Annotated in this window: 24 protein-coding genes; 5 read left to right on the forward strand and 19 right to left on the reverse strand. The window is 38.9% G+C overall.

Translation table 11 applies throughout. From position 1 onward, the window contains the following. Nucleotides 1-37: 37 nt before the first annotated feature. The 8 genes from HMPREF2731_RS01435 to HMPREF2731_RS01470 all read right to left on the reverse strand — a co-directional run bounded on the left by HMPREF2731_RS01435 (nucleotide 38) and on the right by HMPREF2731_RS01470 (nucleotide 6416). On the reverse strand, nucleotides 38-619 hold the full coding sequence (locus tag HMPREF2731_RS01435; RefSeq protein WP_002308158.1) for a TetR/AcrR family transcriptional regulator: 582 nt from the start codon (nucleotides 617-619) through the stop codon (nucleotides 38-40). 182 nt (nucleotides 620-801) lie between these two features. Then, complete coding sequence (locus HMPREF2731_RS01440; protein ID WP_002300333.1) at nucleotides 802-1428, reverse strand: cysteine hydrolase family protein; 627 nt, start codon at nucleotides 1426-1428, stop codon at nucleotides 802-804. Nucleotides 1429-1449: 21 nt separating this feature from the next. After that, a complete protein-coding gene (locus HMPREF2731_RS01445) occupies nucleotides 1450-2778 on the reverse strand; it encodes an FAD-containing oxidoreductase (RefSeq protein ID WP_002308157.1) in 1329 nt (442 codons plus the stop codon). A 156-nt stretch (nucleotides 2779-2934) separates the two neighbouring features. Then, on the reverse strand, nucleotides 2935-3336 hold the full coding sequence (locus HMPREF2731_RS01450) for an organic hydroperoxide resistance protein (RefSeq protein WP_070872159.1): 402 nt from the start codon (nucleotides 3334-3336) through the stop codon (nucleotides 2935-2937). 84 nt (nucleotides 3337-3420) lie between these two features. Continuing rightward, a complete protein-coding gene (locus tag HMPREF2731_RS01455) occupies nucleotides 3421-3627 on the reverse strand; it encodes a hypothetical protein (RefSeq protein ID WP_002308156.1) in 207 nt (68 codons plus the stop codon). A gap of 94 nt (nucleotides 3628-3721) precedes the next feature. After that, nucleotides 3722-5224, reverse strand: a complete 1503-nt coding sequence (locus tag HMPREF2731_RS01460; RefSeq protein WP_002313348.1) for a phosphohexomutase domain-containing protein — start codon at nucleotides 5222-5224, stop codon at nucleotides 3722-3724. 17 nt (nucleotides 5225-5241) lie between these two features. Then, complete coding sequence (locus HMPREF2731_RS01465) at nucleotides 5242-5697, reverse strand: arginine repressor (RefSeq protein WP_070872161.1); 456 nt, start codon at nucleotides 5695-5697, stop codon at nucleotides 5242-5244. A gap of 98 nt (nucleotides 5698-5795) precedes the next feature. Further along, nucleotides 5796-6416: a GyrI-like domain-containing protein gene (locus HMPREF2731_RS01470; protein ID WP_070872163.1), complete on the reverse strand. Its 621-nt coding sequence runs from the start codon at nucleotides 6414-6416 to the stop codon at nucleotides 5796-5798. Nucleotides 6417-6636: 220 nt separating this feature from the next. Between HMPREF2731_RS01470 and HMPREF2731_RS01475 the strand changes: the two genes are divergently transcribed. Both HMPREF2731_RS01475 and HMPREF2731_RS01480 read left to right on the forward strand, forming a co-directional pair. Continuing rightward, nucleotides 6637-8010, forward strand: a complete 1374-nt coding sequence (locus HMPREF2731_RS01475) for an MFS transporter (protein ID WP_002320180.1) — start codon at nucleotides 6637-6639, stop codon at nucleotides 8008-8010. A 74-nt stretch (nucleotides 8011-8084) separates the two neighbouring features. Then, nucleotides 8085-9197, forward strand: a complete 1113-nt coding sequence (locus HMPREF2731_RS01480) for an NAD(P)/FAD-dependent oxidoreductase (RefSeq protein WP_002313345.1) — start codon at nucleotides 8085-8087, stop codon at nucleotides 9195-9197. A 71-nt stretch (nucleotides 9198-9268) separates the two neighbouring features. On the opposite strand, the gene HMPREF2731_RS01485 is transcribed toward HMPREF2731_RS01480, so the two are convergent. The 7 genes from HMPREF2731_RS01485 to HMPREF2731_RS01515 all read right to left on the reverse strand — a co-directional run bounded on the left by HMPREF2731_RS01485 (nucleotide 9269) and on the right by HMPREF2731_RS01515 (nucleotide 16661). Beyond that, complete coding sequence (locus tag HMPREF2731_RS01485; protein WP_002313344.1) at nucleotides 9269-10906, reverse strand: phosphoenolpyruvate carboxykinase (ATP); 1638 nt, start codon at nucleotides 10904-10906, stop codon at nucleotides 9269-9271. Nucleotides 10907-11072: 166 nt separating this feature from the next. Further along, nucleotides 11073-11681: an aggregation-promoting factor gene (locus HMPREF2731_RS01490; protein WP_002308148.1), complete on the reverse strand. Its 609-nt coding sequence runs from the start codon at nucleotides 11679-11681 to the stop codon at nucleotides 11073-11075. 383 nt (nucleotides 11682-12064) lie between these two features. After that, complete coding sequence (queG, locus tag HMPREF2731_RS01495) at nucleotides 12065-13216, reverse strand: tRNA epoxyqueuosine(34) reductase QueG (protein ID WP_002308144.1); 1152 nt, start codon at nucleotides 13214-13216, stop codon at nucleotides 12065-12067. An 18-nt stretch (nucleotides 13217-13234) separates the two neighbouring features. Continuing rightward, entirely contained in the window at nucleotides 13235-13987 is a 753-nt protein-coding gene (locus HMPREF2731_RS01500) for a hypothetical protein (RefSeq protein WP_002308140.1), read from the reverse strand. Nucleotides 13988-14127: 140 nt separating this feature from the next. Beyond that, nucleotides 14128-15078: an Mn/Fe ABC transporter substrate-binding lipoprotein EfaA gene (locus HMPREF2731_RS01505; protein WP_002316514.1), complete on the reverse strand. Its 951-nt coding sequence runs from the start codon at nucleotides 15076-15078 to the stop codon at nucleotides 14128-14130. Further along, nucleotides 15079-15918, reverse strand: coding sequence for a metal ABC transporter permease (locus tag HMPREF2731_RS01510; RefSeq protein ID WP_002308137.1), 840 nt, complete (start codon nucleotides 15916-15918; stop codon nucleotides 15079-15081). It lies immediately after the preceding gene. Beyond that, nucleotides 15915-16661: a metal ABC transporter ATP-binding protein gene (locus HMPREF2731_RS01515; protein WP_070872165.1), complete on the reverse strand. Its 747-nt coding sequence runs from the start codon at nucleotides 16659-16661 to the stop codon at nucleotides 15915-15917. The genes HMPREF2731_RS01510 and HMPREF2731_RS01515 overlap by 4 nt, the downstream gene beginning before the upstream one ends. A 238-nt stretch (nucleotides 16662-16899) precedes the next feature. Between HMPREF2731_RS01515 and HMPREF2731_RS01520 the strand changes: the two genes are divergently transcribed. Then, nucleotides 16900-18270 carry an amino acid permease gene (locus tag HMPREF2731_RS01520; RefSeq protein ID WP_002308133.1) on the forward strand — a complete coding sequence of 457 codons (1371 nt, stop codon included), beginning with the start codon at nucleotides 16900-16902 and terminating at the stop codon, nucleotides 18268-18270. A gap of 50 nt (nucleotides 18271-18320) precedes the next feature. On the opposite strand, the gene HMPREF2731_RS01525 is transcribed toward HMPREF2731_RS01520, so the two are convergent. From HMPREF2731_RS01525 to HMPREF2731_RS01540, 4 genes are all read right to left on the reverse strand, one after another. Beyond that, on the reverse strand, nucleotides 18321-19217 hold the full coding sequence (locus HMPREF2731_RS01525; RefSeq protein ID WP_070872167.1) for a LysM peptidoglycan-binding domain-containing protein: 897 nt from the start codon (nucleotides 19215-19217) through the stop codon (nucleotides 18321-18323). A 113-nt stretch (nucleotides 19218-19330) separates the two neighbouring features. After that, nucleotides 19331-19501 carry a hypothetical protein gene (locus tag HMPREF2731_RS14970; RefSeq protein WP_002291423.1) on the reverse strand — a complete coding sequence of 57 codons (171 nt, stop codon included), beginning with the start codon at nucleotides 19499-19501 and terminating at the stop codon, nucleotides 19331-19333. After that, a complete protein-coding gene (locus tag HMPREF2731_RS01535) occupies nucleotides 19498-20175 on the reverse strand; it encodes an NAD(P)H-dependent oxidoreductase (protein WP_002308129.1) in 678 nt (225 codons plus the stop codon). Before HMPREF2731_RS01535 ends, HMPREF2731_RS14970 begins: the two co-directional genes overlap by 4 nt. A 91-nt stretch (nucleotides 20176-20266) precedes the next feature. Beyond that, entirely contained in the window at nucleotides 20267-21172 is a 906-nt protein-coding gene (locus HMPREF2731_RS01540; protein WP_002308128.1) for an AraC family transcriptional regulator, read from the reverse strand. 174 nt (nucleotides 21173-21346) lie between these two features. On the opposite strand from HMPREF2731_RS01540, the gene HMPREF2731_RS01545 reads away from it, so the two are divergent. Together HMPREF2731_RS01545 and HMPREF2731_RS01550 are read left to right on the forward strand one after the other, a co-directional pair. Further along, nucleotides 21347-22801 (forward strand): glycoside-pentoside-hexuronide (GPH):cation symporter, encoded by a 1455-nt coding sequence (locus HMPREF2731_RS01545; protein WP_002316516.1) that lies wholly within the window; start codon nucleotides 21347-21349, stop codon nucleotides 22799-22801. 15 nt (nucleotides 22802-22816) lie between these two features. Continuing rightward, entirely contained in the window at nucleotides 22817-23848 is a 1032-nt protein-coding gene (locus tag HMPREF2731_RS01550) for an aldose epimerase family protein (RefSeq protein ID WP_002313341.1), read from the forward strand. Nucleotides 23849-23852: the final 4 nt, after the last annotated feature.

Genomic DNA, 23852 nt, shown 5'->3' on the forward strand with positions numbered 1-23852 from the left:
TCTTGAAGCTGACCACTTCTGTCACAACCTCTAATTATTAAAGAACCTTTTGCGAAGTTAACAATCTTTCTTTGATCAATTGAAAATTCTGTCTAAGTAGTGATAGATCTTGTGTGACTTTCAACAATAAGATACTGCCCTGGATTTCAGCAATCAACGCTTTGGCTTGACGGTCTGCCTCTGCATCGGACAGTTTTTCTTCAGAAAGTGCCAAGATATTTTGTTTCGTATACTTGACCCATTGATTGACTAATTCTAGTAGCAATAGACGGAATTCTTCATCCACTGTACTCAACTCAATAATCAAATTCCCCACAGGACAGCCATGATAAGTGATTTGTGCCTCATGATCAGCGAAAATCCAATCCAACATTTCTTCTAGTGCTTCTTCTGGCTGTTTTCCAGCATTTAAGATGTCTTCAAACAACTCTGTCTGCCACATGTCCATATGCGCATGGATCACCGCTAGACAAACTTCTTTTTTTGAAGAAAAGTAATAATAAAATTGCCCTTTCCCCGTATCAGAAGCTGCTAGAATATCCCGGATTGACGTTTCGTGATAGCCTTTTTTATAAATAAGATCTTTGGTCGCTTCCAAGATCTTTTCCTTTGTTTTCAATGATATTCTCCTTTTTCATCTCTCATAGTCCTATATTATACAATAAATTCATCATTTTATCTTCCTAATCGTTTAAAAAGGGCTATGCCAAATTATCTGACACAGTCCTCACTATAAAACTGTTCTCTTGTAGCTAGATGTTCATTGATTCAAGAACTGCGAGGACAAAAGCAGTTCCTATCTTATGATAGTTGCTCTAATACTTCCTCTGTTGTCATCACTTGATCTGCAATAAAACCAAAGTTCGTCAACGCTGCATCCATTGCTTCTTGGCCAGGAGCACCAATTGCATCTGTCGCTACCACAACATTGAATCCACTCTCTACCAATTCACGCATATGGGAATCGCTACACAAGTTTCCGTTCATTCCACCGAGAATTACTGTGTCGATTCCATTTTTTCTCAATTGAAGCGCTAAGTCGTTGCTTTCTGGTCCAAAGATTTTATGAGGAGAGCTGATGATCGTATTTTCATCCAAATATGGTTTCAATTCTTCGATAAAATCGGCTCCTGAACCTTCTTCCACTGGTTCATATTGACTTTTTCTAGCAAACATCTGCTGCTCAAGCATCATATGTTCTCCTGCACCGCCAAATTGCCATTTATGGTCATGTGGATAAAAATAATGAGGAGAAATAAAGAGTTTGTATCCTTTTTCTTTTGCTTGTTTCACCATTTCGATCATATTTTCGATCGTATTGTATTTTTCTAAGATATCTTTTGTCAAACCAAAGCCACCGCCTGCTGGTTTCAAGAACTCGACTTGCGGGTCAGTTAGAACTACTGCTGTATTTTTGTTGTTGAACATGCTAAATTCTCCATTCGTTATTTATTTTAATACATCATTTAGAGCTTCACTCATTGTTGGATGAGAATAGATTTGATCTCTCAATAACGTATAAGGAAGTTTTCCATTCATAGCTAGCGAAATCAAGTTGATGACTTCATGAGAATCTTCCGCATAGATACTTGCGCCTAGAATCAAGTCAGTTTCAGGATCAACTAAAACTTTGAATACCCCTTTAGGATCTTCTAATACTTGTGCTTTAGGAACACCGCTTGTCATATACTTGAATAATTTGTAATTGACGCCTTGTGCTTTGGCTTGTTTTTCTGTTAATCCTACATTAGATAAAGTCGGAGTGATAAATACACTGTAAGGCACAGCTTTCCGGTTATTCGTTGTTCGTGTATTTTCGCCTTTCAACTGATCCATGATAATTCGATAATCATCTAAAGAGATATAAGTGAACTGCAGTCCGCCTTTGACGTCTCCAATCGCCCAAATGTTTTCCGCATCTGTACGAAGGTATTCATCTACAGCGATTGCTCCGCGATCAGTCAGTTTAACATCTGTATTTTCTAATCCAAGAGAAGCTGTATTAGCTTTTCGGCCAGTTGCTGCTAAAACTTTAGATGCTTCAATCGTTACTTTTTGACCATCTTCTGTAAAGGTAACGGCAGCTGTTGATTCTTGGTCTGCTACTTCATCAACAGTCACACCTAAGTGGAACTCGATCCCTGCATTCGTCAAATCTTCTAAAATCATTTGTGCAATGTCTTCATCTTCACGTGGAAGAAATTCAGGATGGGCATCAAGAACGACAACTTTAGATCCGTATTCATTGAACATTGATGCAAATTCCAGACCAATATATCCAGCTCCAATGATCACTAATTTTTCCGGTAATTGTTCCTGATCCATTGCTTGCGTAGAATCAATCAAGTAGCGACTTGTATTCAATCCTTTGATTGGTAAAATGATTGGTTCAGAACCAGTATTGATGAAAATCCGTTCGCCTTCAACAATCACTTTTTCACCATTATTCGTTACTTCGATTTGATGGTTAGAAAGAAAACGTGCTGTGCCGTCCATCACTGTCCCAGTCGCCTCATCGCTAATCATATGATAATTTTTGGCACGAAGCATGCCCGTCAATTTTTCTTTCCGAGCAACAGCCTCTGTAAAATCGATTCCTCTTTCTCCATTGAAAATCAATGATTTAGAAGGAATACAGCCGATGTTGATACATGTTCCGCCATACATACGTGTTGACTTTTCAACAACTAAAACCGATTCGCCTTTTGAAGCTAACGCCTTCGCTAAAGTCTTACCGCCTTTTCCAAAACCGATCACAATATTTTGATATTTTTCCATCCTTTTTCCCTCGCTTCTTCTTTACCTACCGATTGGTACAAAAATATGATAACCGATAATCGTCTATTTTCCAAATCATCTGCTTTGTTTGTCAAAAAAACCAGACAAAAAGCGGTCCTTTCACGTTTTTAGTCTGGTTCGATTTCCTTTATTCTTCTAAACAATCGTTACTTCTACGTCGATATTTCCTCTAGTTGCTTTGGAGTAAGGGCAGAATTCATGCGCATCTTCTGCAATTTTTTGGGCTTCTTCTTCGCTGATGCCATCGATATGCACTTCTAATACTACACCGATCTGATAGCCGCCATCATCTAATTTATAAAGAGAGACACGTGCTTTTACTGTGGACTCTGCGGTCATTCCTGCTTCTTTGATCATATGTTGTACTGCCCCATTGAAACAAGAAGCATAACCTGCTGCAAATAATTGTTCTGGATTTGTTCCTTCTGCATGGATTCCCGGAGGAGTGATTTTCATATGCATCGAGCCATTGGGTGCCTCGACTTCTCCATTGCGCCCGCCATGGTTAATCATTGCTGTTTCGTATGCTTTTTTCATTGTACTGCTCCTTTCGATTGACCATTTGCTACTTGCTATAGTTATAGTGTATGACAAGTAAGGCGCTTTCTACAAAAATTCTGCTTATTCAAATACCAGAATACCGTCTTCTACTATTTTTCCAAAAAACAAAAAGATGCCACTCGTGAACAACAGGGTCATATTCGTTCCAAAATAAATAGCAATCTTTTCTAAATAATCTTTTATATGATTGATTTTAAGATACATATATACCAGAAAGTTGACCCCATAGACCAATACTGTTAAAAAAATAACCATATTCGTTACCATTTTTTTCCTCCTTTTGCTGGCCACCTTACCAGCACTCGGTTTAACCTTACCACTTTTTTTGTTGTCCAAGCAACTACCTTTCAAGAAGTTTGGTTTATTCTGCTGGTAATGATCCAAGATCAGAAAAATGTCCGAATAAGTTTGCTAGTTTTTCTAACACTAGCTGGTTCTTTCCGCTTTCGTCATTTTCTATCTGCAATACTAACAACGGCTCATGTAAGCTTAAACGAATCAAAAACCAACCGCTTCCATAAGGTTCTTGCAGATTATACCGAATACCTTCTTCATTTGCCGGGTCGAAGTTCATCCCTTTTTCTTCTTCCAGCAGTCGCTTCATTTCTTCTAATATCTTGTTTCCTTGTTCGCGTGGTTCATCGCTGAACAATTTTAGTCGGATTTCTTGTACTTCTACGGGCTGTTTCAACTCTTTGATTTGTTCATCTAATGTGATACCTTTTCTTTTTAATTCTGGCAAAAGCATCAGGATCTTCGCGATGACATATGCACCATCATCCAGAAAATAATTTTCCTTGAATGCAGCGTGTCCGCTTGTTTCGATGGCTAGCTGTGTATCTTTCCCAAGACGATTAAGTTCTAATGCTTTATTGATTACATTTCGATAGCCGGAAATATAACGAATTTGGGTACCTCCTTTTTCTTCAATGAATTTTTGTAGATGAGAAGAAGTAGGCGAATTCGTTACGATCCTTGTTTCTGGATGTTCTTTTAATACGATCGTACTTAATACTGCGATCAAATTATTTCGATTGATGACTGTTCCAGAAGCACTGACCACAGCTGAACGATCCACATCTGTGTCAAAAATGATCCCAAGATCTGCTTCATTTGCTAAAACAGCCTGCTTGATACTTTCCATCGCTTCTTTGTTATCAGGGTTGGGGATGTGATTAGGAAATCGACCATCTGGTTCCAAAAATTGAGATCCTGTTGTATCAGCGCCTAAGCTATTCAATACTTTTTCAGCAAAGAATCCTCCAGCACCATTTCCAGCATCCACGATGATTTTCCAACCTTTTAGTGGTTTGTCATCTTGTGTTCTCATCCCTTTTTTGATTTTTGTGACTAAATCTTGCGCATAAGGTATCAAAAGGTCTGCTTTTTCCACACTTCCTACTTGTTCACTGTTTATTTTTTGCTGTTGTGACAGGATATAAGCAATATCTTCTTTTTCTGCTCCTCCTTCTGAGGTAAAAAATTTTATTCCGTTGTAATAATAAGGAAGATGGCTAGCAGTCAGCATGACCGCAGCATCGCATGAGAATTGTTCAAATTGAGTGGACATAAACATAGCTGGCGTAGTAGCTAATTCGAAATCAATGACATGTATCCCTTGTTCTTTCAGACTTTGGATCAACGCCTCTTTTAGTGCTGGTCCGCTGATCCTGCTGTCATGACCAATCCCAATCGTCCATTTTTTAGTCGGATTAGTTGATTTCTTCTTTTTCTTTAGCCAGTTTGCTAGTCCCCAGCCGATCTTTTCTACCCTGTCTGTCGTCAAATTGACTTCATGACCTTCAACTGGTAATGCAATCCCTCGAATATCCGATCCATTTTGTAGCGCTTTCATATCTTGCATATAAAAGTCCTCCTCATTTATTCCCTCATTTTTTCTAATTTTTCCGCAAATCGCTGTGCTTCTTCTTCTGAGCGGCAAATAATAATGAATGTATCTACACCTGCCATCGTTCCAACAACTTCGGGATAAGCAACTTCGTCTATCCAATTCGTTACCACATCAGCGCCATTTCGTTCAGTCAATACGATAACCATGAATTGAACAGACTGTATACGTAAAACCTCACGCCTAATTGCCGTACGCAAACGTTCTTCATTTAAAGAAACAGATGGTTGGTTAAATAATGTATAGCATACTATTTTATTTTCATTTTGGCTTTTTACTAACTTCATTTCTCTGATGTCTCGAGAAATCGTAGCTTGAGTCACATCGGCACCTGCTTCATGCAACCGTGTAAGCAGCTCTTCCTGTGTCCCAATCGGTTGTTCTGTAATCATTTGGCGGATCAATGCTTGTCGCTGTTTTTTTTTCATATTAGACACCTCTCAATATTGATTATAGCAAAAGACAAGTAATATTTCTTCTTATTTTGGTATTTTTTACTTTTATTTTTTCGGTTTTATTCAGGTTGCTATCCTTTTTCTATTTTGACACGCAAAATCGTCTTCATTTTTTCAGGTGCAGATTTTCGTGGATCGCTGATATAGATTTCTTTATGTTCTTTAGAAGTTCTTTGATAGCCTTCTTCTGCAATGAATGCTTCTAATTTCTCAAAGGATTCTGGTTCTTCATCATAGGAACCGATGTGTAAGATTTGGGCACAAAGACCTTCTTCCATCTTTCCGAATGCTACTTGTTCTCTCAAGTCTTCCGGAAGTTTGCTCAGAGAACGCTGAATGGCTTCTTGTGCTATCGCTTCTGTAACAAAGTCAGGCTGTCGGATCATCAATTGATAAGAAAAATGTTCTTTTTTCATCACTGGTTCATGCAAATACTTTTCTTGCAGTCCCCATTGTCCTTCCAATGGATAGACAGTATACAGCTGATAATCAGGAATCAGCCAATTTTTTTTAGGCGACATGCGTATTGCATAGCTGACTGCATATAGACAGGCTACTCTTCGTTTAAAGTCTTCCTGATTCGGGTCCCCGATCCCTCTGATGCTAAAGAATGGTTTTTTAGGAACCTCTAGTATTTGCGGGCTTTTTTTCATACTATAGCTCTTGTCTTTACGCCATTCGATTTTTTCCATTTTTCTTCCTCCGAGAAATTCCATTTAGTTATTTATTATCATACCTCTTTTTGAGTGACTTGGCTAATCGTGTTGACACTATTTTTCAGTTTGTGCTAGAATAAGTTAAGTAAATAAATCGTACAGATAACACGTTTCGGCGTGTCGAGAGAGAGGCGGTTTCTATTTTTATAATAGAAATCACTCTCTTTTTTTACGAAATTTTTTAGAGGTGATGTAAATGACGAAACAAAAACAGCTGCTTTTAGTACCTGCAGTAATTGCAACAGGGATGATGTCTTTTGCGGGCGTATTGATCGAGACGGCCATGAATGTAACTTTCCCCACTCTTATTAGACAGTTTGATTTAACGACCGCACAAGTCCAATGGGTAACAACGATTTATCTTTTGATGATTTCGATCATTGTTCCGCTATCTACTTATTTGAATCGCAATTTTAGTCTCAAAAAACTCTTTTTAGCTTCAAATCTGCTTTTCTTGGCAGGTATAATGATCGACTTCTTCTCTCCTACCTTCATGGTCCTATTGTTTGGTCGATTGCTCCAAGGGGCAGCGACAGGTATCGCTCTTCCGTTGATGTTCCATATTATCTTGACATTTGCCCCCCTCAATCGACGAGGCGCGATGATGGGTGTCGGTACTTTGACAACGGCCATTGCTCCAGCGATTGGCCCCACTTACGGAGGCATTATGACTTCCCATTTTACATGGAATCATATTTTCCTGTTTCTTGTGCCCATTTTGATCCTTTCTTTGATTATCGGCTGGTTTGCTATTCCCGAGATGGCAGTACAAAAAAATGGTTATTTGGATTGGTGGAGCGTTTTAGGAATCTTTCTTTTGTTTAGTGGAAGTCTGACATTTTTGAGTACGTTGGGAACACTTTCTAGTTGGATTGCTTTGATCATTGGCGGGATTGGCTGGTTCCTATTTTACTATCGAAGTAAAAAAGTGGAACATCCGCTGATCCGACTGTCCATTCTTTCAAATAAAACATTCCGTTTGTTTTTGATTGGTTTCTTGGTTTATCAGTTTTTATTACTTGGTGTGTCTTTTGTCTTACCGAATTTCCTTCAGATCGTTCAAGGAAGAAGTCCTTTTGTCGCTGGATTAGCCATGCTTCCCGGTGCAGCGGTTGGTGCTTTGCTTTCTCCTTTTTCTGGTAAAATGCTGGATCAATATGGTCCGAAGAAGCCAATTTTTGCTGGACTGATCCTTTCTTTGATTGGTTGGCTAGCATTATTCCTGCTTATCGGACACGCTTCATTGGGTGTATTGATTGCCTGTCATGTTTTTTATATGGTCGGTATAGGATTGTCTTACAGCAATATGATGACGACTGGAATGAATGCACTGAATGAAGAACTGCAAGGAGACGGGAATGCAATGTTCAATACCTTGCAACAGTTTTCTGGTGCTGTGGCTACTTCATTAGTAGCGGTTATTATCAATTATGTTCAGCATCATACTTCCCATAGTTACGAAGTGTCTACTACATTAGGATCAAAAGCGGCATTGGGCGTCTTATTGCTGTTGCTTCTTATCAGCTTTGCTCGATTCGTCTATTCTCTGTTTTTTGCTAAAAAAGCGTAGTTTCCATATACGGCAGGTGTTGCATCTGCCGTTTTTTTGTGTGAAAATGGTTGTTTGTAAAAGGAGGCTTTTTTATGGAAAAAATTGCCATTATCGGTGGCGGGATCATTGGTATGACCCTAGCCAATTACTTGGACACATCAACATTCGATGTTGCTTTGTTTGATGAAGGGACAGGACAGGCAACGAAAGCAAGCGCTGGGATCATCTCCCCTTGGTTGTCAAAACGCAGAAACAAACAATGGTATCGTCTGGCTAAAGACGGCGCTGCTTTTTTCCCTAAACTCATAAAAGATTTCCAACTTGATCAAACGATTTATGCACAATCAGGGACACTTTTGCTTCGACCTGAAAAAGATTTAGCTGAATTAGCTGTTCTTGCGGAGAAACGAAAAGAAGAAGCACCAGAAATTGGAAACATCGAATGGCTTTCACCTGAACAGACATCCCAAGCTCTTCCGTTATTGAAGCCAGCAGTTTCACTGCGTATCAGTGGTGGCGGTCGTCTGGATGGAAAAGCATATTTAGAACATCTTGGTCAGCGTTTAGTACAAAAACAAATCGAGCAGATCCAGGCAAAAGTCACCTTGCATAAGAAGAACGATTCTTGGCTCATCAAGGGACCATTTGGAGAATACACAGCTGACCGCGTAATCTTGACACCTGGTCCTGCACTTAAGCCTCTATTAAAAAATTTAGGCTATTCTGCAGATATACGTCCGCAAAAAGGGCAGCTTTTAGCATTTCAGACATCTTATAAGATGAGTCAAGACTGGCCTGTTGCTATGCTTGACGGAGAAGCTGATTTCATTCCTTTCATGGACGGAAAGATCCTTTTAGGTGCTACCCATGAGAACGATCAAGGCTGGGATTTGGCTCCTACTAGCGAAGCTTATAAGGGATTGACTAAGAGTACAGAACAGTTCTTGGCTGATTCAGATCAGATAAAAAACTGGCCATACGAGTTCCGTGTAGGCACCCGTGCCTATACGTCAGATTTTTCCCCATTCTTCGGCGTATTGCCAGATGACCCAAGTCTACTGGCTGCTAGCGGTCTAGGCTCTTCTGGTTTGACGACAGGTCCTTATATCGGCTATCTATTAGCCAACTTCTTAAATACTGGTCATTGGCCTACGGAAGATTATCAAAAGGACATCTCCACCTATATTACGAAAAATCCATCATAGAAAAACAGCTTTTTCAAGTAAGAATCCCGAGCGATATTGCGCATAGATTACTTCTTGAAAAAGCTGTTATTTTAGTTCAATTTCTGAATCAAATTCTCCAAACTTTCTTTTGCTTCATCTGGCAAGAGATTTTTTCCTATCTGAGCTTCAATGAATCGTAAACGAATATCAAGTCGTTGTTTCACCAGATTTTTATAGGATGTATCCTCAAAAGAAACAGGAAAATCTGGTATAGGTAAATAGTGGATATCTTCAAACGGACCAAACGACTTGAATTCTGCCGTTTCTTGCACGATTCTTTCAACGATTGACAATGTCGTTTCAGGTTTAATTTTTTTATCATCGAAGTATCCAGTATTCAAGACATAGCAGGCTGTTTGCTGTTTCAAAAACAACTCTCGAAAAGCTTGATAGTCTTCCCTAAGAGGATAGACACGGAAAGGATTAGCAAATGGTTCAATGACTAACTCATCTAGCTGTCTTTTTGTAGTGATATTTTCCGCATCTGATCGTTTTGTTGCTAATGTTGCACCAAAAGACGCTGCTAAAACCGGGTCATTGATCTTGATAATTGGCGGAAGTGAATCATCTTTCATGATCCAAAAAACAGCATCGATCTTTTCGCTAAGATGATTGACTCGGTCTGGTGTCGCATAACGTGATTTGACTGTCCGTCCATTTCCGTTTCGTATATCTCCTGTCACTAGAACTTTTTCTCCTTTACTTGTACATGTCACGCCCACATTCTGACAAGTAAGGAAAAAAGAAATGGCCGGGTCATCAGACGGATAGTCTTGTGTTTTATCAAAGTAAGAAGGTTCCAAGGCAGTAGCAAAACCATTTTTTCTAGAAATAACAAAAGCATCGTCATGTAGGATCGTAACAGAGTGCCCTTCCGAATGTTGTGCTAAGGTGATCGTTGATTTTCCAGAACCGGACAACCCAAATACAGCCATCGTATAAGTCTGATCATTACTAGTATATTGTTTCATCCCGCCATGACAGGCAATAAAACCATTGCGACTCCCCAATGCCCAAGCAAGCGTCAAAGTCGCTTTTTTTAATTCCCCAAAGTAACGTAATCCTAGCACAGCAGCTGTATTATGGAGAGAATCAAATAAAACGAGTCCATTGGGAAAGGCTTCATGCGTCCATTCGGGATCACAAAAGATATAAAGATCTCCCTCGTCAAAGGACACAGATTTTTGATAAGTAGCCAAAATCTTCGCATTCGCTGGCTGAAAATTCAGTATATAAGAATACAGATTGTTCTCAAATCCTTCTGGAATCAACAAATGACTTTGTACAGAAAATTCTTCAGATAGACCAACGATTACTTTTGTATGATAAAATTGTCGCTTTCGACTTTGATACACGGCTTCTCTCAAGATCTTCTCATATTTACTTTGCTCCTTGTCCAAGTCCTCAAAGATACGCCGAGCACTTGCTGTTCTTCCTACAATACTCCCATCATTGAATACTAGTGTCCTAGCGTCAGCTGGTAAATCTAGTTCTTCAGCATGTGAGACCGTTAAATCTGTGATGATCGTTCCTGGACTCCCTTTTGCTAGTTGATAAGCTGTTTCCCTGTCAAAAACTTTTTGCACATTATTACCGTAGAATGCCGTTTCAACAATGGATCGAATACTGGATAACAGTGGATTTTCACTTGTGATTTTCTCTAGTTCGAGACTCTCTTTTGTACTCATGGCTCCTCCTCATCCCCTAAACAAAAAAGCGTTTTCTTTATTATACATTATCCGAGTTTTTATTTGTACTGCTGTGCAGAGGGAAACAAATCATTTATTTTTCATAAAAAAAACCGAGAACTTGAATAAACAAGACTCTCGGTTTCATCATTTTTCTTTTATCGGCTTAGTACCAACCGTTTGCTAACCAGAATGTTTTAGCAGCATCCCATGAACCATAACGAGATGTTACGTATTGTTCTGCTACACGTTCTTGATTGGCAGCTGAATAGTCGCCGTTTAAGTATGAAGCATCTAATTGGTAACGGCCGATGTAACGTCCGTTAGTAGCTGTGTATGAACCGCCTGATTCTTTTTGTGCGATCCATTCTTTTGCAGAGCTTGAAGTTGGCGCCGTTGCAACAGCTGGGGCAGCAGGAGCTACTTCAACTGTTTCAACAGGTGCAACGTATGTATGTTCTTGCGTTGCTGTTTCAGTTGTAGATGCTGTATTTTCTGTTGTGTTGCTTTCTGTTGTTGCTGAAGAATCATTTGAAGTTGGGATTGTTAATTGTTCACCAACATAAATGCGGTTGATGTCTGCAATTGAATTCTTTTCAGCAATTGCATCGATCATTGAGTTGTCTCCTGCAAATTTTTGTGAAATCTTAGATAATGAATCACCTGATTTTACTGTGTAAACTTCATCAGCGTGAGCATTTGTAGTTCCTACAAACATTGCAGTAGCACCAGCAGCAAAAGTTGTACCTAAAACAATTTTCTTAAATGAATTCATATTAAACTCCTTTTTTTCTCCGTTTTTTATTCTTTCGACGCTATTAACTTTATCATTTAGAAATATTTCATAGGTAAAAGAATCATGACATTTAATGACAAAATGACGGATTATTTAATATTTGTAACATTTGAACAAAAATTTTTTTGATGTAAAACCATCAGATCGTTGTTATATAAGCAAAGTAATCGTTTTTCTGTGTTTTTTTATTTTTGAATAAAAAACACGTTTTCTGTAATATTTACTGCAATAATCCATAAAAAAAAGGAAAAAAATGTTTGATTTTTATCAAATTCTATTAAAAAAACGTAAAAAATACAAAAAAACCAGTAATTGTTACAACAATTACTGGACAAAAACAATGAATAATGCTTACTATTTTTTTATTTTAACTTTCTCCGCAACAATTTTTGTGCATGTTCTAGTTCATTTATGACGACTTCTTCCGATTCTTTAGCTAATGTTTCATCTAATACATCAAGCCATTTTTCTGGCTCTTTTGTTCCGAGACGTCCAATAGCCCAAGCTGCTGTTCCTCTGATGACAGGGCGGACATCCGTTAAACATTCTGAAATCTCAGGCAATGCCGTTCGATCTCCTAGATTAGCTAAAGCAATCAATGCGTTTCTCTGCAAAGGTTTTTTTCCACGCCACGAACCGGCTAAATGCCCAAATTGCTGCTTGAAATTTTTATTCGACATCGACAGCATCGGCTTTAATTTTGGATATACTTCATCTATTTTTGGTTCCATCTCTTCATGAAAATGAAAATCTTTTCCTTGATTGTAAGGGCAGACTAACTGGCAGATATCGCATCCATAAATGACATTTCGCATTTTTTTCCGATATTCTTCGGGCATCATCCCTTTTGTCTGCGTTTGATAAGATAAACATCGCTGTGCATTCATTCTGCCATCACCAAGCAATGCTTTCGTCGGACAAGCAGTCACACAGCGCATACAGTCACCGCAACCAAACTCTCCTGGTTTATCCGGCTCAAATACGATATTAGTGACGATTTCACCAAGATAGACAAATGAACCGAACTCTTCGGTGATCAGCAATCCGTTTCGGCCGATAAATCCTAATCCAGCTCGCTGTGCTACAGCGACATCGATCAGTTCCCCAGTGTCTACTTGCGGAGCTAGACGCCATTCCTCTTCTTTTTGCCATTTTTCTGCTCTTGTTTGGATGAATTCGATCAATCGATTCAATCGGTCTCTCAGTATATCATGATAGTCGATCCCCCATGAGGCACGAGCGAATTGCCCCCGTTTTTCATCCCTAGGTACTTCTTCATGGATCCTAGTAGGATACGCAAGAGCAATGGAAATGATTGATTTTGGCTGATCAAATGTCATTTCTGGGTAAAGTCGCTCATCGATATTTGGGTGTTCGAAACCAGAAGTATGTCCGGCTGCTTTTTGCTCTTCCAACGACTCTTTTAATGAATCAAAAGGCTCCGCCGTCGTAAACCCGATCTTGTCAATTCCTAATCGTTTGCTTTCTTGTATAATTTCTTCTTTTAATGTCATGGTCTTCCTCGCTTGCTGTTAACGGCTGTATAATCCATAATATAGTTTTTCTTTTTTCAGTTGGACAAACTGGATTTGCTGATCAGCAATCTTCTTTTCTTCCATCCATTTTTTTCTTGCAGCAAATACTTCCCAATAATTTGTCGAAATCAATTTTCTTTTGTTATCCAATGCGTTGAAAAAATTCAAAGAAACTGGTTTTGTACTTAACAATTCATGGAGTCTTACCTCTTCCCATGGTGAAAACTCAGACAGATCGCGGGAATACAGTACTTCTTCATAGAGATTTTTTTGCTGCGTATACGTGAATGTTTGCGGGATCTTCCCGGGTCTGGCAATTTCTACTAGGCGGTTATAAAACATATTCATTAATTTGCTGTTGGCAATAAATTGACTTTTATAATAGGCCGACTGGATCTTTTTGATTACTCCTTCTGCTTTGATTACTGAAAACAAAGCAGGCCATGCTTTGACGGTGATTTCGTCGTTTTGTTTAACTAATACGCCAGGTGTGAAGCCGACTGGAGAAAGGAACACAAAATAACCGATACCGGTATTTTCATCTAAAGGCTGAAATTCATCAAACAACCATTTGCCTATGTACAGCTCTTCATCTGGTTCTGTTGTCTCGTTTTGATTTGCTATGAATAATTTAGCTAATTCTGCTTCAAGAAATTGAAGGTCTTGATCCTTGTCAGTATTTTCTTGCTGGTTGATCAATCGAAATACTTCTTCTTTAATCGTATATTTATCTTTACGTGTAAAATTCATAGCCACACCTTCCTTCCTTACTCTAACTATAACGGAATTTTCTCAAAAAGGGTATCTGTACGCCGAAAAACATCATAATTTTTTCCGGTTTCTTGTAAAAAAAACGCAAGGTCCGCTCCTTAAGCCAGACCTTGCGTTTTTCAGCTCTCTTTTGTTTGGGATAAACCTTCATGGATTGTTTCGATGTTCCATTTCATCATCTGATAGTAAGAATCTCCTTGTTCCCCTTCTTTGGCTATAGAATCAGTGAACAATTTATCATAAATTTCCAAACCCGTTTCTTTTGCTACTCGTTCCATACTTCTTGGATCTACACTAGTTTCCACGAATAAAACTGGCACTTCTTTTGCTCTTACCTGATCAATAATTGCTTTCATTTGGTCAGGCGTGCCTTGGCTTTCTGTGTTGATTTCCCATATATATGCTGCTGGCAAATCATAAGCCCTTGAAAAATATTTGAATGCTCCTTCACTTGTTACTAATAATTTTTTGTTCTCTTCGATAGAAGCAAAACTTTCCTTCGCTTGTGTATCTAATTCTTTTAGTTTTTCCACGTATGTTTCTGCATTTCGCTTATAATGTGTCGCATTTTCTGCATCTTTTTCAGAGAATATACGTGCGATTTCCTGCACATATTTTATTCCGTTAGACAGGTCTAGCCAAGCATGAGGATCCGCTTTTGTATGTTCTTCACCGCTAGTTAAATAAAGAGGTTCTACATTTTTGCTAACTGCAAAATAATCTTTTCCTTCTTCTTTTTTAGCCGTTTCCATCAAGTTATCGAACCAACTGTTACCTGTTTCAAGATTCAATCCGTTGTACAAAATGACATCTGCGTCGCTTGCCTTTTTGATGTCTTCTGGTAGTACTTCATATTCATGCGGATCTGTTCCGACTGGTACGATACTGTGGATATCTATTTTATCTGTTCCGACCTCTTTTGCCATATCCGCCAAAATCGAATTGGTTGCCACGACTGACAGCTTTTCTTTACTTACTTCGTCTGCTTGATTTGAAGTTTGCTTTCCGCAGCCAACTAATGCTAATAAACTAATTGCCAGGATCAAAAAGAGTGATTTCTTTGTTTTCATCTATCTGCTTCCTTTCTGAAATAAAATTCCTTTTGTTGGAGAAAATAAAAAAGCAAGGATAAAAAATGCGGTACATGCTAACACGATCGTAGCTCCTGATGGCCAATTGTAACTATAACTGAAAAATACGCCGACAACGGCACTGAACATACCGATTCCTGCAGCTGTAATGATCATTTTCAGTAAATGGTTCGTTAGCAAGTAAGCCGTGGCGGCTGGTGTGATCAACATGGCAATCACCAAGATCGTTCCTACCGTCTGCAAACTGACTACAGCCACTAATGTCAAAAAGAACATCAAAAGATAATGGATCAGCGATGTGTTCAGCCCATAAGCTTTTGCCATTGTTGGATCGAATGATGTGATCTTCAATTCTTTATAGAAGAAAAAGACAAATATCAAGACGATTCCGCTGACTAGTGCTGTCAGCAGCAGATCGCTCTCCCTAACAGCTAAGACATTCCCAAATAAAATATGATACAGGTCTGTCGCACTTTGAGCATATGAAATCAAGATGATCCCTAATGCAAAAAACGAACTAAAGACAATCCCAATCGCTGTATCATTTTTCAATCGGCTTCGCTGTGTCACGAAACCAATCACCGCTGCTGTCAACATCCCAAAAGCAGTGGCTCCAAAAATGTAACTAAAACCAAACATATAAGAAATGGCTACACCTGGAAGAACTGCGTGAGAGATAGCATCTCCCATCAAAGACATCCCACGTAAAATAATAAAGGAACCGATGACTCCAGAAGCAAGTCCTACAAGCATAGAAGTGACCAAAGCATATTGTAGAAATTGATAATTCATCAATCCATCAATAAAAGATTGGATCATTTTTTCTCTCCTCCTTTTACTAAATGTCCGATGATCTCACCATAGGCCAGTTGAAGATTCTTTGATGTAAAGACTTCTTGTACTGGACCAGAAGCGATCAGCTGTTTATTTAAAAGAACAACTTCATCGAAATATTCTTCTACTTTATGAAGATCATGATGGACGATCAGAATCGTTTTTCCTGAATTCTTCAACTCTTGCAAGATGTCAAAGATTTTTCGTTCACTCAATGCATCGATTCCTACGAATGGTTCATCTAAAAAGATCCACTCTGCGCCTTGAGCTAGAGCTCGTGCAATAAAAACTCTCTGAAGCTGACCACCCGATAGTTCGCTGATCTGTCTTTTGGCATAGTCTTCCATCCCTACTTTTTTTAATGCTTGTCTTGCTCGTTCTTTTTCTTTTTTCCCGGGCCGCTGTCCGATTCGTAAAGATGGATACGTCCCTAAAAGTACAACGCCTAACACATCGATTGGAAAAGAAAGATCCAATTCGCTTCGCTGCTCCACATAGGCTATCTTTTTACGGACTGATTTTACTGGCTGTCCTGAAAAAGTGATTTTACCAGTAGAAGCTGGTATCAACTCTAGCAATGCTTTCATGAATGTTGATTTTCCTGCGCCATTTGGTCCGATGATACCAGTGATTTTTTGTGACTTTATTGTTAAATTGATGGTTTTCAAAACAGTTTTCCCTTGATAAGCGGCTGAAAGGTCTTGAATTTCAATGGCCGTTCGTTCCAAATCCTACACTCCTTTTTAGGTTTCCCTAACTTTTTATTTAAATATAGTTTAACTAAAAAGGAAAGCATTTACAAGTAGAAAGATGAAAAAATTTTTTTCGAATTTTCCTCGCATTTTATGAAAATTTTCTGTAGAATCACATCAAGAGTTCAATAAGGCTAACCTAAAAATAATACAACTATCTATTGGAACGTTTAATTATTTTTCCTGTTGACTCAACAACGAAAGGAGTTTTTGTATGGAAGAAGAAAAGTTAACTCGGAGTCTTAGTGCCCGTCATATCCAAATGATCGCACTAGGTGGAACGATCGGTGTCGGTCTGTTTATGGGTGCCTCCTCAACCATACGCTGGACAGGGCCCTCAGTGATGGGAGCTTATGCGATTGCAGGATTCTTTTTGTATTTGATTATGCGTGCTTTAGGCGAAATGCTTTACGTCGATCCTTCGACTGGTTCTTTTGCAAATTACGCGAGCGAGTACATCCATCCTGTGGCTGGCTACTTGACCGCTTGGAGTAATATTTTTCAATATATTGTCGTAGGGATAAGTGAAGTAATCGCTGTAGGATCTTATATGAATTATTGGTGGCCCAATCTGCCAGCAATTATTCCCGGCATCATTGTCGTCTTATTTCTTATGCTGGCAAATCTTATTTCTGTCAAGGCGTTTGGCGAATTAGAATTTTGGTTTTCGATCATCAAAGTCATAACAATCATTTTGATGATCATTGCAGGTCTTGGGGTGATTTTATTTGGATTTGGTAATCATGGCCAAGCGGTAGGAATTTCAAATCTTTGGAAAAACGGTGGATTCTTCACTGGCGGTGTCAAAGGCTTTTTCTTTGCATTATCGATCGTCGTTGCTTCCTATCAAGGGATCGAACTGATCGGAATGACTGCTGGCGAAGCAGAGAATCCTAAAAAGACGATCATTGAAGCTGTTCAATCCACTATCGGTCGAATCTTGATTTTTTATATTGGTGCCATTTTTATCATCGTGAGTATTTATCCGTGGAATCAATTGAGTGAGATTGGCTCGCCTTTTGTCCAAACTTTTTCTAAAATCGGCATTACATTTGCTGCAGGGTTGATCAATTTTGTCGTGATTACAGCGGCATTATCAGGTTGCAATTCAGGCATTTTCAGTGCAAGCCGTATGGTCTATACACTTGCGATAAATGGAAAGATGTCTAAAAAGTTTCTGAAATTATCTCGTCATGGTGCGCCTTTTTACCCTGTCGTAGCCATCTCAGGCGGAATCTTGATTGGTTTGATCTTAAACTATCTTCTGCCAATGTTCATCAACCAGTCCGAAAATATCTTTGTTTTCGTATACAGCTCAAGTATTTTACCTGGTATGGTTCCTTGGGTGGTGATTTTGATTAGTGAGATTCGCTTCAAAAAGACTCACGCAGATAAAATGCATGATCATCCTTTTAAAATGCCGCTGTCTCCTTACACGAATTATGCGACACTTGCTTTTTTAGCTATCGTGTTGATTTTCATGTTTATCAATCCTGAAACAAGGATTTCTTTAATCATTGGTCTCGTTTTCTTGCTTTACATGACGATCCATTACTTTATACGCGAAAAAAGAACCGCCAAATAAAAAGAACGAAGCTTCCATCAAGGGAGTCTTCGTTCTTTTTATTGCTTTTATCAATTCAATTTTAGTGTCTCACCGGGAGTCAGGAAATAGTCATCCATACTCATCCCATTCAGTGACAAAATCGTTTCTACTGGTACGCCAGTTCGCTCAGCTATTTGATTTGGACCTTCTCCTTCTAAAACAACAGTTGTCGCAGCCTGTGACGTCGTACTGCTAGTAGTCGTTTCAGTGTTTTCTGTTGTGTCTTGCGTTGTTCGAGCTTGCATTCCAGAAGATTCTGTTGATTCTATCGTCTCAGACTCAGAAGATGCTGTTTCTTGTGTGCTTGTTGACTCTGCTTGAAGAGAAGCGCTCGTCTGCAAATATATGTCGGAAATCTTAGCGACATGATTCGTATAGTTAGCCGATAGCTGATTGATCAAGGTATCTAAGGCTACACCGTCTTTATTATCTGCTGACTGATACGCTGCACGTAATTTTCCGATTCCTTCATCGGAGATTGCTTGGAGCTCACGTGCTTTTTGGTTAGCAACTGCGGATAAACCAGCTATGCCCTCTTGATTTCCTTGGATTTCTGTTTGGTATTCTTCAATCAACACAGGTGTCTTTTCTTCCATCTTTTTCGAATAATCATTGACGATTGCTTGGAGTTGCTCTGGCAAATCATCTGCTGTTTTTTCTTCAGAAGTTTGTGTTTCTTTTGTTTCAGTTGATGCCTCACTTGTTTGTTTCGCATCTGTTTTCTTTGTCGTTGTTTCCGTTACGGTCGTGCTTTTTGCATCTGACGAATTTTTCCCGTGAAAATACAGCCCTGCTACTCCTCCTGCTATGATCAAAAAAACGGCAACTGCTGCCCCAATCATGATCATCCGCTTACGTGCTGCCTGTTTTTGCTGTCTTCTTCGGGTCATCCGAACGTTTTCTACCCACTCATTTTCATCATACATTTTTTTCACCACCAATTTTTATGTATAACAGCGTTATCAAACGCTTCATATTCTTATTGTAGCAAATAATTGTCATTGTGCACATTTTTATCCTTGTTATTTATAAGAAAATTTCACCAGTTGAGATGATTCCAAGATCGTCCGTCGATTTCTCCTTGCAACTGCGTTGTTCGTTCATCTATCTCAGCCATCAGTTTCTTTATCTCATATAAGAGTGCACGGTCTTGATATTCTGATTTTTCACTTAATTCATCTAATTGTTGGATCAACCATTCATTTGTCATAATGAAGTTCCTTTCATTTCTTGCAGTGTAAAGCTCAAGTCTTCGATCTGCTCTTTTGCGTCAGTCAGTGCTTCTATGATATATGTTTGTTTTTCCGAATCTTCTTCCTGCATTTTCTGATTTTCCTGTACTCTTTGAATAAACCAGTCAATCCGTTGAGTAAGCGATGGCTTCCCTTCCAATGAGAGATACTGCTGATAAGCAATTAGCTTCTCCCAACGTTTTTCTTGGGATAAATACATAAATTGTGCTAAAACGAATGGCGAAAGATAAGTCATATGGAATTTGTTTGCGATTCGCTGATATGGTCTCAAAAATTCGGAGATCGTATATTCTTCTTTCCCTCCAGCTTGATATTCCTTTTCCGCCACACCTGTTGTCAATACGATCCCTAATTCTTTTCCTTCTAATACACGTGTTGCTTGTTCCAACACATTATCTTGCCAAATTTTTAAATGAGCAGGGGAACTATACCAGTAAAACGGAAACTGAAAAATGATTCGATCATGCTGTGCCAGGAGCTGTAGCTCAGCCTTTACATCTATCTTTCCATCTGGATAACTTGATTCTAAATGATGCCAAGTAACGGATAAACCGGAAGAAGCTTCTTTGAAAAATTGCTGATTCAGAGATTCCTCCATCGTTGGATGGCTGATGATGATAAGTGTACGCATCCCTTCTCCTCCTTTTTTAGTCTTCGTTTTACAGTGTAGCATAACCGCCACAAGTTTCTTTTGCAGATGCTTGTCCTTTTGTCCAAGCAAATTAGGTCGTCCAAGAGACTGCAGTTTGTTTTTCCAACTGTTTTTTCAAAGTATCCAAAGCAATATTCTTGAAATTTTCGTTTTTCATCCGTTTACGATAGTTCGTAGCCGTTTCTCCGGTACTTTTTTTGAACATCCGGCTAAATACGACTAGACTATTGAACCCTACTTGGTAGGCAATGCTTTCCACGGATTCATCCGTCAGGGAAAGAAGAAACGCCCCTCGATTAATCCGTACCCCAATCAAATATTCCTTGATACTGGTACCCATATGATTTTTGAATACTCGTGACAAGTGACTCCGGTTGACAGCTAAATGCTGGGCGATTTCCTCAACAGATAAATTTTCCGCATAATGTGCCTCGATGTATTTGACTGTCTCAACAGCTAAGGAGGAATGAACTTTTTGTACGCCACCGCTGATCTTTCCGCCGTCTTTTAAAAGGACTGATAAAAAACGGTAGGTTAGTGCTGTTAACTGTAATTCATTTTCCAAGGTTTCTTCCGTATCTTTCATACACTCTAAAATAATGTCGATATATTTTTGTATATCGGAAGAGACCATCGTGTACTGGTCTTCTTTGAAAAGCGACTGCCGGATGATTTCTTCTGCCGCATGTCCACCGAAAGAAAGCCAGCAATACATCCATGGATCTTCTCCATCTGATAAGTAAAATGTCGAGTCTCCTGGACGAATCAAGAATAGATCTCCTTTTTTCAATTGAAACTGTTGATTTTTCACATGATAAGATCCTTTGCCTTCCATCACGACGTGTAAGATGTAATCATTGCGAATAGCAGGACCAAAAGAATGAAACGGCATCGTTTTAGAGAAGCCGCAAAAATCAAAATACAATTCTTTTTCTACTTGTTGATGTTCCTTTTTTAAAAAAATCGATTGCTCCATTTCTCCCTCTCCTTACTTCTTTAGTATAATGCAACAAAAAGTTAAATAAAAGTCACAGAAATATATTAAAAAGGAAGCGATTTCTTGTTAAGTTTAAGTCATTAAAAGATCTTTGTTATTCGTTGTAACCGGTTTACTTAGTATTATATATTGAACAGGAGAGGAATACAGATTATGAAAAGCAAAATGATCCAACGTATGTCCTACGCTTTAGGCGCTTTTGGACACGACACATTCTATGTTACATTAAGCACTTATTTTATGGTATTCGTGACAAGCCAGATGTTTGCAGGAACAGATAAGGCAACGAATGCAAAAATGATTGCTACAGTTACAAGCTTAGTTGTAGGTATCCGCTTAGTTGAAATTATTTTTGATCCTTTGATTGGTGGCGTTATTGATAATACCCGTACAAAATATGGTAAATTCAAACCATGGTTAGTTATCGGTGGTATTGTTAGTTCTGTACTCTTGGTAGCAATCTTTACCAATTTCTTTGGCTTAGCTACTCATAATACGACTTTATTTATCATATTGTTTGCAATCGTTTTCATATTGCTGGATAGTTTTTATTCATTCAAGGATATCGCTTTTTGGTCAATGATTCCTGCTTTGAGTACGGAAACAAAGGAACGTGAAAAATTTGCTACGTTTGCTCGTTTCGGCTCTTCTCTAGGTGCAAATGGTACTACACTAGTCGTTGTCCCTATCGTTACTTTCTTTACTTATCTTGTTACTCATAAACATATTGAAGGCGCTTCAGGTTGGTTCTGGTTCGGTGTGATTGCTGCTGTTATTTCAGGCGGTACTGCAATTATCACTGCCTTGGGAACAAAAGAAGTCGATACTGCGATCCGTCAACAAAATGAAAAAGCCGGAATCAAAGATGTGTTCAAAGCAGTTGCTCAAAATGATCAATTGATGTGGCTTGCCCTTGCTTATATCGCTTATGCGATTGCTAATGTAGCAACGACTGCTGTATTGTTCTACTTCTTCAAATATGTACTTGGCCAACCAACTGAATTTTGGATCGTTGGTCTAGTTGCTGCCTTACTTGGTTTAGTAGCTGTTCCACTATTCCCAATGCTTACACGTGTCATCTCTCGTCGCTACGTTTACCTTGGCGGGATTGCAATGATGATTTCTTCCTACTTTTTCTTTACGATCGCAGGTTCAAGTTTGCCAATCGTTATCATCGGGTTAGTATTGTTCTACTTCCCTCAACAATTGATTTTCTTATCCGCTTTGATGACAATCACAGACTCTGTTGAATATGGTCAATGGAAAAATGGTATCCGTAATGAAGCTGTTACTCTCTCTATTCGTCCTTTACTAGATAAAATCGCTGGTGCTTTGTCTAACGGAATCGTAGGTTTTGTCGCTATCGCTTCTGGGATGACTGGTAATGCTACTGCTGCTGATATCACTGCTCATGGCGTAACGACTTTCAAAGCTTATGCATTCTATGCTCCTGCTGCTTTGATGATTTTCTCCGCTATTATTTTTGCTTGGAAGATTACATTGACAGAGAAAAAACATGCACAAATCGTTGAGGAATTAGAAAACAAATTGGCTCCAGCTGATACAATGGAAGATGAACTTCACGATGCAGTAGTTCCTTCACATTAAGAAAGGATCTTGAAAATGAAGATTACAGAAAAAGATTTCGGTCAAGGTTATCATTTGATAACCTTGGAGAATAAAAACAAGCTAGTACTTTCTGTCTCTGATTTAGGTGCTAGGATCGTTTGTTTAAAAACAAATGATCAAGAATTAGTTTTGGGATTTGACACCGCTGAAGAATATATCGAAAAAGACCCGTATATCGGCGCGTCTATCGGTCGCACCGCAGGGAGGATCGAAAATGGCCGCTTTTCTCTCAATGGAAAAACTTACCAATTAGCTACAAATCCAAATACTGGGCATAATCTGCATGGTGGTTCTCCTGGATTTGAATTAAAAAAATGGTCTTATGTCATTTTGAATGGCGAAAATGAAGCTGCTGTCATTTTTACTACTACAAGTCCCGACGGAGAACATGGTTTTCCAGGTACATTGGATGTGGAAGTCCGTTATACTTTGACACAAGATAATATCTGGCGAGTGACCACTCGCGGCATCAGTGATCAAGATACTTTATTCAATCCGACAAATCATGTCTACTTCAACTTGACGGGAGATGCTTCTCAAACGATCGATCAACATGAGCTTTGGCTCAATAGTGAAGCTTACGCTCCTTTACGAGCAGACAGTATTCCTATAGGAGTAAAAGAAAATACTGCAGGGAATGCTTTCGATTTTCAAACGCCTAAAAAACTAGCGACCGTTTTTGCTAGTGATTTGGATCAAAAAGAACTCGTTGACGGAATCGATCATCCATTTTTCTTAAAAGAATCTGGCTTGGATAAAGAAGCTGCTCGCTTGACTAGTCCGGATAAAAAAATCCAAGTAGATATCGCTACAGATGCTTCTAGTATGGTTATTTTCACTGCAAATTTCGGTCCAGAAACACCAGAAATGCGTGGTCGAAAACTGGCACATCACGGCGGCATCACATTTGAGACTCAAACAGCTCCAGGGGCAGAGCGTTTCTCAGCATTTGGTTCGATTCATTTAAAAGCCGGAACAGCATTTGAAACAGTGACAGAATTCAAAATCAAAACAAGAGAGGAATAACTCA

Source organism: Enterococcus sp. HMSC072F02, assembly GCF_001837725.1.
Taxonomy (GTDB): domain Bacteria; phylum Bacillota; class Bacilli; order Lactobacillales; family Enterococcaceae; genus Enterococcus_B; species Enterococcus_B lactis.